This is a genomic window from Gordonia sp. (in: high G+C Gram-positive bacteria) (assembly GCF_012515855.1).
Taxonomy (GTDB): Bacteria; Actinomycetota; Actinomycetes; order Mycobacteriales; family Mycobacteriaceae; genus Gordonia.
The window spans coordinates 71,325-86,338 of record NZ_JAAYXO010000115.1; the positions used below are offsets into that span (position 1 = coordinate 71,325).

Consider the following 15,014-nt stretch of genomic DNA (forward strand, 5'->3'; position numbering starts at 1 on the left):
CATCCTGTCGAAAAGGGTGCTGAGATCTCCGCGGCACCGAAGAGATCACCCGCAGCGTAGGCACGGCGAACGCGATTGTCCCGAGCAGCGCGTCAGTTTCGGGTCAGGACCGGTTAACGTGGCACAGGATTCGGTGTCGCGCCTACTCCAGGCGGTAACCCATCCCTCGAACTGTGCCGATCCGGTCCGCGCCGAGCTTCTTGCGCAGCGCGCGCACGTACACGTCGACGATGTTGGATCCCGGGTCGAAATCGTATCCCCACACATGGGACAGGATCTGCTCGCGAACCAGTACCTGCCCCGGGTGGCGCAGGAAGAGTTCCAGGAGGAGGAACTCGCGGGCGGTCAGGTCGACAGTCCCGCCGGCCGCGGTGGCGCGCCGAGTCCGCAGATCCAGCGACAGGACGCCGTGGGTCAGGACGCCGACGTCGGAGACGGAGTCACCGGTCCGCAGGCGGAGTCGGACGCGGGCGAGCAGTTCCTCGAACCGGAACGGTTTCGTCATGTAGTCGTCGGCACCGCCTTCGAGGCCGGCAACGGTGTCGTGCACCGTGTCGCGGGCCGTCAGGATGATGACCGGGGTCGAGACCCCCTCGCGGCGCATCGCCGCCAGCACGTCGAAACCGTCCAACTGCGGCAGGCCGAGATCGAGGATCACCAGGTCGGTGCCCTGTCGAGCGAGTTCGAGTGCACTGTTGCCGTCGGCGACGGAAGTGGTGATGAAGCCGTTGGCCCGCAGCCCCTTCTCGATGAACGACGCAATGCGTTCCTCATCCTCGGCGATCAGAATTCGATTCACGGTTCCGGCCTCTCCAGGGGGATGCTCGCGGGCATCTCGATTCCAAACGTGGCACCCTGTCCGGGCGTCGACTGCACTTTGACCTCGCCGTGATGAGCCTCGGCGATGGCGCGGACGATCGCGAGTCCCAGTCCTGCGCCGGCTCGGGATCCCGGACTGCCGTGGCGGCGCGGGCCTCGTTGAAAGCGATCAAAGATGCGGTCGCGGTCCTCGGGGCTGATCCCGGGCCCGGCATCGGTGACCCAGAACGATACGGTCGGCGTCCCGTCGACGCCCGCATACAGCGAGGAACCGAGGCGGATCTCGTCGTCGTCGGCGGTGTGGCCGACGGCGTTATGGGCCAGCGCGATCATCGCCTGGGTGACGCGTTGCGGATCGACGCGCGCGGTGCCCTCTCCCACCGAGTCGAGCAGCCACCGGCGGTCCCCGAGTGCACGGACCTTGGAATGGATGTCGACGGTCAGTTCGGCGACGGACACCGCCTGCGGCGTCACGAAGTCCGGGCGCTCGGCTTTGGCCAGGACGAGCAGTTCCTCGACGATCCGACTCATCCGATCCAGTTCTTCGGTCACCAGGCGCATCACGGCAGCACGCTCGTCGGGGTCGTCGCCCATCAGTTCCAGGTGCCCCCGGACGATCGTGATCGGTGTGCGAAGCTCGTGCGCCGCATCGTCGAGGAAACGACGCTGGGTGGCGAAGGCCTCCGACAATCGGTCGAGCATGGCGTTGAACTGCTCGGCGAGGGCCGACACGTCGTCGCGTCCGCTGACCTCGATGCGTCGCGTGAGGTCCTTCTCGCTGATCTCGGCGGCGGCGTTCCGGACCAGTCTGATCGGCGCGAGGATGCGGCCCGACACCACGTACGCTCCGACTCCTGCCAGGATCAGTCCCACCAGGCTGACCACGGTGAGGGTGCGCATGGTGTCGGCGATCTCGGCGCGATCGCGGTCGATGGCGAATCCGACGATGAAATGTCCCGGTCTGTCTTCGCCGACAGGGGGTTGCACTGCCACCTTGCGCCATCGCAACTCGCCCTCGTCGGTGTGCAGCGACCCGACGTCGTCGGCATCAGCGACCACCTGCCGGACGCGGTCCGGTCGGGAGGCGAACTGGTAGGGCTCGCCGCGGTCCTGCCTCACGATGCCGCCGTTCGGAAGCACTCCCACGACCACTTCGTCGTCATCGGGGAACTGCCGCTGCAGGTGGCTGTCGATGAGTTCCTCCACGCTGGTGTACGGCTCCTCGGTGGACCTGTTGACGCCGCCCGCGGCCACCCCGACGAACTCCTCGATCTCTTGGACCAGCGCCTGATCGACCTGATCCTCGATGCTTCGATGAAGTTCCTCGCGCGTCACGACGTTCACCAGCAGCAGCACACCGAACATGAGCAGCATCACCCAGCTGATGATCAACACGCGGGCAGGAACGCGCACTCGTGGGCGACCGGCTGTGGAATCAGTCGTCACCGTCGTCCCCGTCCGCGTCGTCGCCATCGTCATCATCATCGCCGGTATAGGCCGGCGGCGGTTGATTGACCACCGGTGGCGGCGGCACCACGTCGACCCGAGGCGGCGGGGTCGCGGCGGGAGCACGCGTCGACGCGGGCGGATCGTTCGCGGCAGGACGGTCGGAGTAGGGGGTCGAGGAGTCGGTACTTCTCCCCGGCGGTGTGCCGGATGAGGGCGTTGCCGCGGGGGGTGTCCCCGAGACGGAGGACTCGCCGATCCGCACCTGGGTTGGCGGCGTGCGCACGGGCTCGGTCGATCCGACAAGGAAGTAGGCGATTCCCACCGCACCGACGACCACCAGCACAGCGATGGCGATCAGTCCGGCTCCGTGGACGCGCAATCTCATGGCAGTCATGGTCGCGTCGGTGGCTGAGCGACAGATGAAGGCCAGATGAAGAAGTCTTCATCTGGCACGTGAAGACTTCGTCATCTTCGCCTCATCATCGATTCATGGCACGGACCGATCGTGGTCACCATGCCAGATCTCGCCACTGCACCGGCTCTCCCCCAGTCGTCGGCACCCCAGTCGTCGGTACCCCAGCAATCCCTTCCACCGTGGTACGACGACCGCGTCGTGTCACCGCCTCGTCGCCGTCGGATCCCCGGGCCACCGCCGGTTCGGCGTCTCGTCGCCGTGTGCGCGGTGGTGGGGCTGGTGGTCGTGATCCTCGCGGCGCCCGGTGGTCCGGCGGGCGACGCGCGGATAGCGCTGGTGGTCTTCGTCTGCGCCGTCGCGCTGTGGGTCGGCACCCGCGTCGACGACGTCTACGTGGCGCTCGGGGCGGCGCTGGCCTTGGTGCTCGGCGGAGTGGTGGGCGGCGACGTGCTCTTCGCCGCGCTGGGCTCGGAGACCGTGTGGCTGCTGGTCGCAGCATTCGTACTGTCCGCCGGTGTCGCTGCGACCGGGTTGACGGCGCGTTGCGCCGCCGCGCTGCTGTGCCGGGCCCGGACGGTGCGTCAAATGGCACATCTGGTTGCGATCGCGCTGCTGTTCACGGCGTTCGCGGTGCCGTCGACCTCGGGTCGGGCGGCGCTGGCGGTCCCGGTGTTCACCGCGCTCGCCCGGGCGGTGGGACCTCGAGCGCGGGTCGTGCGCGCGTTCGCCGTCCTGTTTCCCACGGTCATTCTGCTGACGGCCGTCGCGACCCTCCTCGGCGCCGGTGCACACCTAGTGACGAACGACGTGCTCGCCACCACGACTGGCCGGCAGATCGGGTTCGCGCACTGGCTGTTGCTGGGCGTGCCGCTCGCCGTGGTCTCGGCGCACATCGCGGCCGAGCTGGTGCTGCGGCTGTTCACCACCGTCGACGACCGGTCGACCCCGCTGCGGATCTCGGTCGACGAACTCGCCTCCGGTCTGCAGACGCCTGTCACCGGCCCGCTGTCGGGACCAGAGGTCCAAGCGCTCGTCGTGCTCGGCGGCGCGGTCGCGGCATGGTCGACGGGCCCCCTTCACGGGGCGCATCCGGCGCTGGTCGCGCTGGTCGGTGCGCTGGTCATCACCACGCCGCGCTTCGGCACGACGACGATGTCGCACGGGCTGCGGACCGTGCCGTGGTCGCTGTTGGTCTTCATGGCGGCGACCGCGGTCCTCGGCACGGCCTTGGCGACGTCGGGTGCGGCCGGGTGGCTGGCGGAGGGACTCTTCGGCGCCTTGCACTCGGCGCCTCCGTGGGTCGTCGTCGGTGCGATCGTCCTGGTGAGCGTCGCCGCCCACCTGTGCATCCAATCCCGTACCGCTCGCTCGTCCGTGCTGATCCCGTTGGTGATCCCGGTCGCGATCGGGGTGGGCCTCAATCCCGTCGCCGTCGCGTTCGCATCCACAGCGGCCGCGGGCTTCTGCCACACGCTGACGTCGTCGGCCAAGCCGGTCGCGATGTTCTCCGCCATCGATGGAGTCGAGACCTACAGCGCGGCGGACCTGTTGCGCTTGAGTGCTTGGCTCGCACCGATCACCGGGCTGCTCGTCACCGCTTTCGCGGTGTTTGTGTGGCCGCACCTGGGGCTGCCGTTGACCTAGCTGTAGTTCCTGGCGCCGCGAATCCGGCCGCCGTTCCTTATCGCTTCCTTCATTCGTCCAGCCCTTTCGGAGGTCATCATGTTCATCAACCGCATCGTCGTCGCACCCAGTGGATTCAAGGAGTGCCTGTCGGCGCCAGAGACCGCGGCAGCCATCGCCGAGGGAGTGCGCCGCGCGCTGCCCGAGGCGGCGGTGGACACCGTGCCGCTCGTCGACGGCGGCGAGGGGTCGGCAGCGGCATTGGCCGAGGCCACCGGTGGTCGTCTGCACAATGTTCGGGTCTCCGGTCCGGTCGGTGCGGTGGTGGACTCGCACTTCGCGATGCTCGGCGGTCCGGGCGCTCGCACCGCCGTGGTGGAGATGGCCGCGGCGGCGGGGCTGTCGCTGGTCCCGCACGAACTCCGCGATCCCGGTGCGACCACCAGTCACGGAGTCGGGGAGCTCATCGCCGCCGCCCTCGATGCCGGTGCTCGGCGAATTCTGGTCGGCTGCGGCGATTCCGGGATCTGCGACGGCGGTGCGGGTGCGCTGACCGCCCTCGGCGCCCGAATCACCGATGCGATGGGACATCCGGTCGGGCGAGGGGGGTCGGCGCTGGCCGAGGTGGAATCCATCGACCTGTCGGGCCTCGATCCCCGGATCCAGGAGACCGAGATCCGGGTCGCGGTGAACCCGTTCAACGTGCTGTGCGGAGAACGAGGAGTCGCCCGAGTCTTCGGACCGCAGAAGGGCGCGACGCCGGTCCAGGTGGAGATGCTGTCGGCGGCGATGGAGAGGTGGGCCAAGGTGCTCGACCGCGACCTGCGCGTCGATCTGCGCACGGCGCCCGGATCCGGGGCGTCCGGCGGTCTCGGCGCCGGCCTCGCGGCCGGTCTGAACGCACAGTTGCTACCCCGCTACGACGTGATGTTCGATCACGTGGACCTCGACGGCGCCATTGCGGGCGCGGACCTCGTTCTGACCGCGGAAGGTGCGATCGATGAGCAGACCCCACGCGGCAAGATTCCCGCCGAGGTCGCCAGAATCGCGGGACTCCACGGTGTTCCGGTGGTCGCCTTGGCGGGGACCATCGGCCATCGCGCGCACGTCAACTACGACACCGGCATCGATGCGATCGCGTCGATCCTGCCGACGGCGCTGCCCTGGGACGAGGCCTTGGCCGGCGGCGCCCGTCACCTGGCTGACGCCACCGAGCGAGTGCTGCGACTGGTCATGGTGGGCCGTGCGCTGGCCGGGTGACGGCCGAGGCCGCTGACGCGACCCGCCGGTGAGTGCGCCCTCGATTGACGGCCGGTAACGATACGGAGCCGGGTCGGCATCGGTCGGGACCGCGGACGCGGGACCGATTCTAGGGTGCACAGGTAGTCGATCGAACGAACTACCAGATTCTGGAGGCGGAAATGAAGCGGGTGCCGGCGGTCTTCCTGATGGTCGGATTGGTGGTGGCTGCGCTGCTGAGTCCCGTCGGGGTCGGATCAGTAGCTGCCGCGCCGAGAGTGATGATCCAGGTCCCGGTCTACTCCCACGCCATGAACCGCACGATCATCAACAACGTGCTTCCCGCCCCCGGCGGGTCGGCTCCGGTGTTCTACCTGCTGCACGGTGCCGGCGGCGGAAGTGACCGGATCGGGTGGGAATGGAACAGCTCCTACCGGAAGTTCTTCGAGAACAAGAACGTCACGGTGGTGTCGCCGGTCGGGGGAGCGGGTTCGTTCTACACCAACTGGCGTCATGGCGATCCGAAGCTGGGCCTCAACAAGTGGCAGACGTATCTGACAAGGGAACTTCCTGCGGCCATCAATCGACAGTTCAACGGCAACGGGCGCAACGCCGTCGCCGGGGTGTCGATGAGCGGCGGCCCGGCGCTCGATCTGGCGGCCCATGCACCCCGCCTGTATCGGGCGGCCGCGTCGTACAGCGGCTGCCCGCCGCAGGCGACCGTCGGGGCACCAGGCGTCATCGGCACCGTTCTGGCACAGGGCGGAAACCCGGGCAACATGTGGGCGCCCGGTGACTACATAGCCCACGACCCGACGCTCAACGCGGCGCGCTTGCGCGGCAAAGCGATCTACATCTCGGCGGGTGACGTCGGTCCGGAGCTCGCTATCCGCGCCTGCTCGGAGATCGCGGCGGCGGCGCTGCGCGCGCAGGGCGTGCGGGTGACGTACGACGCGGTGCGCGGCGATCACAGCTGGGCGGCGTTCGAGGCCGGGCTGGAGCGGTCGTGGCGGGTGATCGGTCCGGCGGTCGGAGCCTGACGACAGGGCTACGGGGCAGGTCGACAGCGGCGAGGGCGCCGCAGAACGCGAAATGCAGACCAGAGAATTCTGGTCTGCATTTCGATGGAGCCGCCTAGGAGAATTGAACTCCTGACCTATTCATTACGAGTGAATCGCTCTACCGACTGAGCTAAGGCGGCGTTGCTGCTTTGACAGCGCTCACGATGGTACCGAGTCGCGTGGCCTGCAAGCAAAACGGGTGCTCAAACCATTCTTGCCGAGCCCTGCAGTCGGCAGGACTCGGCAAGGATGGGATGAGAGCGGTGTCTATCCGGTGACGCCGTCGGCGTGCGCGGCGGCTGCGACGGCCTTGGCAACGGCAGCGGCGACGCGGGGATCCAGCGGGCTCGGCACGATCTTGTCTGCGGCCAGGTCGTCGCCGACCACCGACAGGATCGCGTCGGCCGCGGCGAGTTTCATGCCCTCGGTGATCCGACGGGCGCCGGCATCGAGTGCGCCGGCGAAGACGCCGGGGAACGCGAGGACGTTGTTGATCTGATTCGGGAAGTCGCTGCGGCCGGTCGCGACGATGGTCGCGTACTTGGCGGCGACGTCCGGATGCACCTCGGGGTCGGGGTTCGACATCGCGAAGACGATCGCGTCGTCGGCCATGGTGGCGATGTGCTCCTCGTTGACCGTTCCGGCGGAGACCCCGATGAAGACGTCGGCGCCGTCGAGGGCCTCGGCGATTCCGCCGGTGAGGCCGCGCGGGTTGCTCCAGGCGGCGAGCTTGTTCTTGTACTCGACCATGTCGGTGCGCCCGCTGTGGATGATGCCGCGCGAGTCGAGGACGACGATGTCGTCGATGCCCGCGGCCTTGAGGATCTCTGCGCAGGCCACGCCGGCGGCGCCTGCGCCGGACATGACGACCTTGAGGCTCGCGAGGTCCCTCTTGAGGAACTGAGCGGCGCCCTTGAGCGCGGCGAGGACGACGATGGCCGTGCCGTGCTGGTCGTCGTGCATCACGGGGCAGTCGAGGGCCTCGATGACGCGACGCTCGATCTCGAAGCACCGCGGAGCGGAGATGTCCTCGAGGTTCACCGCGCCGAAGCTGGGGCGCAGGTTGATGAGCGTCTGGACGATCTGGTCGGGATCGGTGGTGTCGAGGACCAGCGGAATGGAGTTCAGGCCTGCGAATGTGCGGAACAGTGCGGCCTTGCCCTCCATGACCGGCAGTGAGGCCCGCGGGCCGATGTTGCCGAGGCCGAGCACTGCGGTGCCGTCGGAGACGACGGCCACCAGGCGTTCGGTCCAGGTGTACTTGTCGACGAGCTCGGGTTCGGCGTGGATCGCACGGGAGACCTGGGCTACCCCGGGGGTATAGGCGATCGACAGATCGCGCTGGGTATCGATCGGCGAACGCAACTCGACGGACAGCTTGCCGCCTTCGTGTGCGCGAAAGATTTCGTCATCGGTGATGGGCATGGCGGTTGTTCTCCAGCTCCCTAGGAGCAGCGAGCTCGGCTCGGCTGCCTTCTCTGGTCGCTCCGTGCGGACCGCGCTGTCGGCGCGGAGCGTTTCTCAACGGTCGGCCGCGAGCTGTGGATGTCGCTTCCGATTGAGTTGGAGAGTAGTCGTCGGGCTGTGTTCTGCCGCATCAAATCTGGTGGTCGTAGGCGAGGTCACATGGGTGATCAGGGCTACATGCACTAGTATCTATCTTGTGTCTATGACGTATTCATCTGCTGATCGAGTGTACGACGAGGTCAAGGAACTGATCCTGACCTGCGAACTCAACGGTGGCGAGATGATCAGCGAGGGTGAGATCGCGGCCCGCTGCGAGGTGAGCCGCACGCCAGTCCGGGAAGCTTTTCTGCGGCTGGCCGCGGAGGGCTGGATGCGGCTCTATCCCAAGCGCGGCGCGCTGATCGTGCCGATCGGCGAGAGCGAGGCACGCGACGTCCTCGACGCCCGCGTGCTTTTGGAAGGCCACGCGATGTCGTCGGTCGTGGGTGATTCCGACGCTGTTGTCGCGCTCGAAACCCGACTCCGCGACAATCTGGCGCGGCACCGACAGGTCGACCCCGCCGACTCGGCCGAGTTCGCGCGGCTCGACGCCGAGTTCCACCAGCTCATCGTCGCCGCCGGCCGCAACGAGCTGCTCTCTGACTTCTATACCTCGCTGGGCGAGCGGCACCGGCGCATGACGGCCGACCGATTGCGTCGCGACGCGACCATGCCCGACCGCATCGTCGCCGATCACGCGGCGCTGGCCGACGTGGTCAAGGCGGCGGATCCCGAGCGTTTCGCCGAGATGCTCGCCGCCCACCTGGCGGGCGTCCATGGAATGCAGGCGCGATGAACGCGAAAGCAAAGGCCAAGAGCGCGTTGGCCGGGTGGCCCGCCGTCTCGTTGGCCGTGTTCACCGCGGCGTGGGGAGGGAACGAGTTCACGCCGCTGTTGGTGATGTACCGGACGGCGTCGAACATGTCGGCCGTGGTGGTCGACGTGCTGCTGTTCCTCTACGTCCTCGGGATCGTCCCGGCGCTGCTGATCGGCGGCCCGATGTCGGACCGCTTCGGCCGCAGGGCGCTGATGCTCCCGTCGCCGGTCATCGCCGCGATCGGGTCGATGCTGCTGGCCGCAGGCGAGCACTCGGTTCCGCTGCTCGCCGCGGGACGCATCCTCAGCGGGATCGCGCTCGGCCTGGCGATGGCCGTCGGCGGCACGTGGATCAAAGAACTCTCCGACCGTGCGGGGGATTCGCCGTCGGCCGGCGCTCGTCGCGCAGCCCTGAGTCTGACGGCGGGCTTCGGTGTCGGAGCAGGACTGGCCGCGGTCCTCGCCCAGTGGGCGCCGCTGCCGGGTCAGCTCTCGTACCTGGTCAACATCGCCTTGGCGGTCGTGTCGCTCGCCCTGATCTGGACGACGCCGGAGACGCGTCAGCGGTCTACCGAGGGGCGGTTGATCGACGCGATGAAGATCCCGTCGGCTCGCAGAGCACGCTTCTGGCTGGTGGTGGGTCCGGTGGCCCCGTGGGTCTTCGGGGCGTGCGCGATGTCGTATGCGGTGATCCCCGCCATGATGACGGAGCGGACGCCGGGCACGGCGATCGCGTTCGCGGGCCTGTGCTGCGTCGCGGGCCTGACCGCCGGTTTCTTCATCCAGACCCTGGGCAAGAAGATCGACCGCCCCGGATCGGTGCGCGCTCTCCTGGCCGCGCTCGGATTGGTGGCCGTCGGCATGGCGCTGGCGATCGTTCTGGTCCTGTCGCCGTCGCTTCCGCTGGCAGTCGTGGCCGCAGTCGTCCTCGGCGGCGGGTACGGCATGGCGCTGATCTCCTGTCTGCTGGAAGTGCAGCGGATCGCCGGACCGCGTGACCTCGCAGGCCTCACCGCAGTCTTCTACACGCTCACCTACCTCGGATTCGCGTCGCCGGCCGTCATGTCGTGGGTGTCGGAGACCTTCCCGTCGATCGGGTATCCGGAGATGTTCGGCTTCGGGATCGCGATGACGGCGGTCGGCGCAGCGGTGCTGGCGATCGCCAACCGGACGCATGCGGCGGGGCCGGGTCGGGTGGCGTCCGCGGAGTCGATGGTGGATCTGACGGTGGCGGATCGGTCTGGGGCATCCGAGGCCAGTTAGCGGTCGGACGGTTGCGCGCGGAGGCGGGGATGACATGATTCGCGCATGGTTGCGACCACCCTCTCCGAGCGCCTGAACGGCTTTCTCGATCGCCTCCCGCTGGGCGCGGGCAAATACGTGGCGTTCGGCATGCGGTTCGTTCGAGAACTCGCGACCGCGGGCATCAGCGACAGGGCGATGACCCTCGCGGCGCAAGCCTTCACCTCGATTCTCCCGGTCTTGCTCCTGCTCACCACGTTGCCCCGTTCGGGAGCGATCGACCGCACCATCAGCATGTTCGGTCTTGGAGGTGGTCTCGGTCCGGACGAGTCGACGGGCACCTACGCCTCACTCGGTGTGGTGGGGGCCCTGATGACGTTGATCTCCGCGACATCGTTGGCGCGCGCGCTCGACCGCATGTACGTCGGTGTCTGGGAAGTGCGCGGCGTGGGAATACGAGGGTGGTGGCGCTGGCTGGTGGTGATCGCGGTGCTTGCGGCAGCCTCGGTGGCACAGGCAGTGGTCCTCGTGGACTTCACCGACTCCAACGGTCGGATCGTGCTGAGCGTCGCGGAGACGTTCGTGATCTGGACGTTGACCTGGGCGGCGGTCCCGCGGATCTTGAGTGGACAGCAGATGGACCGCGTCGATCTGTGCCTGCTCGGCGCGGTGTCGGGCGTCGGGATCACCGCCTTCGTCATCGCCACCGAGATCGGCTACGCCACGGTCTTCCACTCGGCGCTCGCCTCCTTCGGCGCGATCGGGGTGGTCTTCGCGTCGATCGGCTGGCTCTTCATCTTCATGGCGGTCGTGGTGGTCGCGACCGTGCTGGTCAAGGTGATCCGAACTCCCGACCAGCGACAACCCGCCGTCGAGCACCCGGTCGATACTCAGGCGTCCGGGTAGCCCGCCGGGTTCTGCGACTGCCAGCGCCAGGTGTCGGTGCACATGTCGTCGATGGTCCGTGTCGCTCGCCAGCCGAGTTCGCGGTTGGCCTTCGACGGGTCGGCCCAGTACGCGGCAAGATCGCCGGGGCGGCGGGGTACCACCTCGTAGGCGATCTCGCGGCCGCTCGCACGGGCGAACGCCTGCACCACCTGCAGCACCGAGACCGGTTCACCACTTCCCAGATTCCAGACGGAGAGCGGCTGGTCGGCGGTGCTGATCTGTTCCAGCGCGGCCAAGTGACCGGAGGCCAGGTCCTCGACGTGGATGTAGTCGCGGACCCCGGTGCCGTCGACGGTGTCGTAGTCGTCGCCGAACACTGCGAGCTTGTCGCGGCGACCGACGGCCACCTGCGAGACGAACGGCATCAAATTGTTCGGGAGGCCGCTGGGATCCTCGCCGATCCGACCGCTGACGTGCGCGCCGACCGGGTTGAAGTAACGCAGCAGCGCGATGCGCCAGGTGTCGTCGGCCACGGCGAGATCGCGCAGTACCTGTTCGATCATCACCTTGGTCCAGCCATACGGGTTGGTGGCCGACGTCGGCATGTCCTCGGTGCGCTCCAGCACCGGATTCTCGCCGTACACGGTGGCCGACGACGAGAACACGAAGCGTCGCACGCCGTAGAGGTCCATCGCCCGCAGCACGGAGAACGTGGTGTCGAGGTTGTTCCGGTAGTAGCTGAGCGGCTTGGCGACGGATTCGCCGACGGCTTTGAACCCGGCGAAGTGGATGACGGCGTCGATCGGCTCGGCCGCGAAGAGGGCCTCCGTCGCGGCCTCGTCGGTGAGGTCGATCCGGTGGTGCTTGATGGGCTGCCCGGCCAGTTCCTCCAGGCGGGGCAGGACCGACGGTTTGGCGTTGCTGAAATCGTCGGCGATCAGCACCTGGTGCCCAGCGGCGATCAGTTGCAGCACGGTGTGCGAGCCGATGTAGCCGGCACCGCCGGTGACGAGAACACGCATGGAGGATTCTCCGATCAGTCGAGGATCTGCTGGGTGCGGGCGTAGTCGGCTTCCACGCCTGCCTTGTGCGGCGCCCACCATTCGCGGTTGTCGCGGTACCAGTCGATGGTCGCGGCCAGCCCGGAGGCGAAGTCGGTGTAGGTCGGGGTCCATCCGAGCTCGTCGCGGAGGCGGGTGGCATCGATGGCGTAGCGGCGGTCGTGGCCCGCGCGGTCGGTGACGAAGTCGAAGGCGTCGGCCGGTTGACCGAGTGCGACGAGGATCGATTCGACCACCGTGCGGTTGTTCACCTCGCCGTCGGCGCCGATCAGGTAGGTCTCGCCCAGCTGCCCGCGCTCGATGATGGTCCACACGGCGTCGTTGTGGTCGTCGACGTGGATCCAGTCGCGGACGTTGAGGCCGTCGCCGTAGAGCTTGGGGCGGACACCGGTCAGCACATTGGTGATCTGGCGAGGGATGAACTTCTCCAGGTGCTGGTACGGCCCGTAATTGTTGGAGCAGTTCGAGATGGTCGCCTCGACGCCGAACGAGCGGACCCAGGCGCGGACCAGGAGGTCGCTGCCTGCCTTTGTGGAGCTGTAGGGGCTGGACGGGTTGTAGGCGGTCTCCTCGGTGAACCGGGCCGGGTCGTCGAGGTCGAGGTCGCCGTAGACCTCGTCGGTGCTGATGTGGTGCAGGCGGACGCGGTGGCGGCGGACGGCTTCGAGAAGCGTGTAGGTGCCAACGAGATTGGTCTGCACAAACGCCGACGGGTCCGCGAGCGAGTTGTCGTTGTGGGACTCCGCGGCGAAGTTCACCACCAGATCCGAGTCGGCGACGAGGCGGTCGACGAGGGCGGCGTCGCCGATGTCGCCGCGGATCACGGTGATGCGGGCGGAGACCGGCTCTAGGGTGGCCGGATTCGCCGCGTAGGTGAATTTGTCGAGCACCGTGAGCTGGACGTCGTCGCGTGTGGCGAGGGTGCGCAACGTGAAGTTGGCTCCGATGAATCCGGCGCCGCCGGTCACGAGGACTTGCATGTCGTCCTTCCCACGCTGGTCGAGTATCGCGGCCAACTGTACCGATAGGCTGGAGGTATGCGCGGAATCATCCTGGCCGGCGGCACTGGATCTCGTCTGCACCCCATCACCGAAGGGGTCAGCAAGCAGCTGGTGCCGGTCTACGACAAGCCGATGATCTACTACCCGCTCTCCACGCTGATGCTCGCCGGGATCCGCGACATCCTGATCATCACCACGCCGGTGGACCGCCCCGCGTTCGAGCACCTGCTCGGCGACGGCTCGCATCTCGGGGTCCGCATCACCTACACGGAGCAGGCCGAACCGAACGGGCTGGCGCAGGCCTTCGTCCTCGGCGCCGACCACATCGGCGACGACTCGGTGGCGCTGGTGCTCGGCGACAACATCTTTTACGGCCCGGGTCTCGGCTCGCAGTTGAAGGGATACGAGAACCTCGACGGCGGTGCCGTCTTCGCCTACCGCGTTGCCGATCCCACCGCGTACGGCGTCGTCGAGTTCGACGCAGACGGGAATGCGGTGTCGCTCGAGGAGAAGCCGACCGCGCCGAAGTCGCGCTACGCGGTGCCGGGGCTGTACTTCTACGACAACGATGTCCTCGAGATCGCCGCCGCGCTGCAGCCGTCGGCCCGCGGCGAGTACGAGATCACCGACGTCAACGCCGAGTACCTGCGCCGCGGCAAACTGCACGTCACGGTGCTGCCTCGCGGCACTGCCTGGCTCGACACCGGAACCTTCGACTCCCTGCTCGACGCGGGCAACTTCGTGCGGACGGTGGAGCAGCGGCAAGGCCTCAAGATCGGGGTGCCGGAGGAGATTGCCTGGCGCCTCGGCTATCTGGACGATGAGCAACTGCGCGCTGCCGGCCAGCGGCTGTCGAAGTCAGGTTACGGCGCCTACCTGCTCGATCTGCTCGACCGTGGACGGGAGTTCTAGAGAATGAAGGTCAGGGAACTGGCTGTCGCCGGCGCGTGGGAGTTCACGCCGATGCTCCACGGCGATGACCGCGGAGTTTTCCTCGAAGCGTTCAAGGCCGATGTGCTCGCCGAGACCATCGGTCACCGTTTCGACCTCGCCCAGGTCAACACGTCGGTGTCTGCGGCGGGCGTCCTGCGCGGAATCCACTTCGCGGACGTCCCGCCCGGCCAGGCCAAGTACGTGACCTGCAGCGTCGGCTCGATCCTCGACGTGATCGTCGACATCCGCGTCGGCTCGCCGACGTTCGGAAAATGGGACTCGGTGCTGCTCGACGACATCGATCGCAAAGCCGTCTACCTGTCCGAGGGGCTCGGACACGCGTTCTGCTCTCTCGCCGACGGCTCCACGGTCACCTACCTGTGCTCGACGGGCTACAACCCGGGTGCAGAGCATGGACTCCATCCGCTCGATCCCGAGATCGGCATCGACTGGCCCACGGTGGCACGCGATGGCAGCCCGCTGGAGTACGAACTGTCGGCGAAGGATCGGGTCGCGCCGACTCTTGCCGAGGCGTTGCGCGACGGGATGCTGCCGTCTGCCGGGTGAGGGGTTCCGCTCCTGCCGGGCGTCACCTCGGGCCGGTGGAGTCGGTGTGTGAGCGGAGTCGAAGGCGCCGTCCCAGGGTGGTCGAGTCGGCGAGTGAGCGGAGCGAACCCGCCTGGTATCGAGACCCCTCGCGCGGATACCGGCGGTGAGTCATGCGGGTGCCCCTGGCCGGCGGTGTTCTGCCGGTCAGGCGACGAGTTTGGCCAGGTAGGCCTCGACCCGCGACCCCTTCGGGTCGGGCGGGGCGTGGGGCCCTGGTCGGGCAGCAGTTCCGCGTGGTGGATGTGGTTGACGCGCCAGTCGCGCCCCTTGCCCTGGGTGACGGGTCGCCAGGCGACGCGGCCGGCGTGGGGGCCGTCGATGAGGATCATGGTCTCCCAGTCACCGAGCTTGG

14 protein-coding genes, 1 tRNA gene and 1 pseudogene are annotated in these 15,014 nt (G+C 67.8%); 8 read left to right on the plus strand and 8 right to left on the minus strand.

Annotated elements, in window-relative coordinates; all coding sequences use genetic code 11:
• Nucleotides 1-142: 142 nt before the first annotated feature.
• The 3 genes from GX543_RS08695 to GX543_RS08705 are packed head-to-tail and all read right to left on the minus strand — an operon-like array spanning nt 143 to nt 2,653.
• Entirely contained in the window at nt 143-799 is a 657-nt protein-coding gene (locus GX543_RS08695; protein ID WP_290851310.1) for a response regulator transcription factor, read from the minus strand.
• Nucleotides 796-2,214: an ATP-binding protein gene (locus GX543_RS08700; protein ID WP_290851312.1), complete on the minus strand. Its 1,419-nt coding sequence runs from the start codon at nt 2,212-2,214 to the stop codon at nt 796-798. The genes GX543_RS08695 and GX543_RS08700 overlap by 4 nt, the downstream gene beginning before the upstream one ends.
• Before the next feature lie 40 nt (nt 2,215-2,254).
• On the minus strand, nt 2,255-2,653 hold the full coding sequence (locus GX543_RS08705) for a hypothetical protein (RefSeq protein ID WP_290851314.1): 399 nt from the start codon (nt 2,651-2,653) through the stop codon (nt 2,255-2,257).
• Between the two features lie 228 nt (nt 2,654-2,881).
• On the opposite strand from GX543_RS08705, the gene GX543_RS08710 reads away from it, so the two are divergent.
• The 3 genes from GX543_RS08710 (at nt 2,882) to GX543_RS08720 (ending at nt 6,585) form a co-directional block, all read left to right on the plus strand.
• On the plus strand, nt 2,882-4,327 hold the full coding sequence (locus GX543_RS08710) for an SLC13 family permease (protein ID WP_290851316.1): 1,446 nt from the start codon (nt 2,882-2,884) through the stop codon (nt 4,325-4,327).
• Between the two features lie 78 nt (nt 4,328-4,405).
• Nucleotides 4,406-5,566 carry a glycerate kinase gene (locus tag GX543_RS08715; protein WP_290851318.1) on the plus strand — a complete coding sequence of 387 codons (1,161 nt, stop codon included), beginning with the start codon at nt 4,406-4,408 and terminating at the stop codon, nt 5,564-5,566.
• A gap of 161 nt (nt 5,567-5,727) precedes the next feature.
• Nucleotides 5,728-6,585 (plus strand): alpha/beta hydrolase family protein, encoded by an 858-nt coding sequence (locus tag GX543_RS08720; protein ID WP_290851320.1) that lies wholly within the window; start codon nt 5,728-5,730, stop codon nt 6,583-6,585.
• An 85-nt stretch (nt 6,586-6,670) separates the two neighbouring features.
• Here the strand turns inward: GX543_RS08720 and GX543_RS08725 are convergent.
• Nucleotides 6,671-6,746, minus strand: a tRNA-Thr gene (locus tag GX543_RS08725).
• A gap of 127 nt (nt 6,747-6,873) precedes the next feature.
• A complete protein-coding gene (locus tag GX543_RS08730) occupies nt 6,874-8,031 on the minus strand; it encodes an NADP-dependent malic enzyme (RefSeq protein ID WP_290851322.1) in 1,158 nt (385 codons plus the stop codon).
• Nucleotides 8,032-8,275: 244 nt separating this feature from the next.
• Between GX543_RS08730 and GX543_RS08735 the strand changes: the two genes are divergently transcribed.
• From GX543_RS08735 to GX543_RS08745, 3 genes are read left to right on the plus strand one after another with little or no spacing between them, the layout of a single operon-like run.
• Complete coding sequence (locus GX543_RS08735) at nt 8,276-8,908, plus strand: GntR family transcriptional regulator (RefSeq protein ID WP_290851323.1); 633 nt, start codon at nt 8,276-8,278, stop codon at nt 8,906-8,908.
• Nucleotides 8,905-10,191, plus strand: a complete 1,287-nt coding sequence (locus tag GX543_RS08740) for an MFS transporter (RefSeq protein ID WP_290851325.1) — start codon at nt 8,905-8,907, stop codon at nt 10,189-10,191. Before GX543_RS08735 ends, GX543_RS08740 begins: the two co-directional genes overlap by 4 nt.
• Before the next feature lie 45 nt (nt 10,192-10,236).
• Nucleotides 10,237-11,076, plus strand: a complete 840-nt coding sequence (locus GX543_RS08745) for a hypothetical protein (RefSeq protein ID WP_290851327.1) — start codon at nt 10,237-10,239, stop codon at nt 11,074-11,076.
• Here the strand turns inward: GX543_RS08745 and galE are convergent.
• Complete coding sequence (galE, locus tag GX543_RS08750; protein ID WP_290851328.1) at nt 11,061-12,080, minus strand: UDP-glucose 4-epimerase GalE; 1,020 nt, start codon at nt 12,078-12,080, stop codon at nt 11,061-11,063. The two genes, GX543_RS08745 and galE, sit on opposite strands and share 16 nt — an antisense overlap.
• 14 nt (nt 12,081-12,094) lie before the next feature.
• Nucleotides 12,095-13,099, minus strand: a complete 1,005-nt coding sequence (rfbB, locus tag GX543_RS08755; protein WP_290851329.1) for a dTDP-glucose 4,6-dehydratase — start codon at nt 13,097-13,099, stop codon at nt 12,095-12,097.
• A 57-nt stretch (nt 13,100-13,156) separates the two neighbouring features.
• Here rfbB and rfbA point away from each other — a divergent pair, with 57 nt between their 5' ends.
• Nucleotides 13,157-14,032 (plus strand): glucose-1-phosphate thymidylyltransferase RfbA, encoded by an 876-nt coding sequence (gene rfbA, locus GX543_RS08760; protein ID WP_290851332.1) that lies wholly within the window; start codon nt 13,157-13,159, stop codon nt 14,030-14,032.
• A 3-nt stretch (nt 14,033-14,035) separates the two neighbouring features.
• The gene (gene rfbC / locus GX543_RS08765; protein WP_290851333.1) at nt 14,036-14,620 is read left to right on the plus strand and encodes a dTDP-4-dehydrorhamnose 3,5-epimerase; all 585 of its coding nucleotides are present in this window, start codon (nt 14,036-14,038) and stop codon (nt 14,618-14,620) included.
• A 186-nt stretch (nt 14,621-14,806) separates the two neighbouring features.
• Here rfbC and GX543_RS08770 read toward each other — a convergent pair.
• A pseudogene (locus GX543_RS08770) lies at nt 14,807-15,014 on the minus strand (HNH endonuclease); the annotation flags it as partial.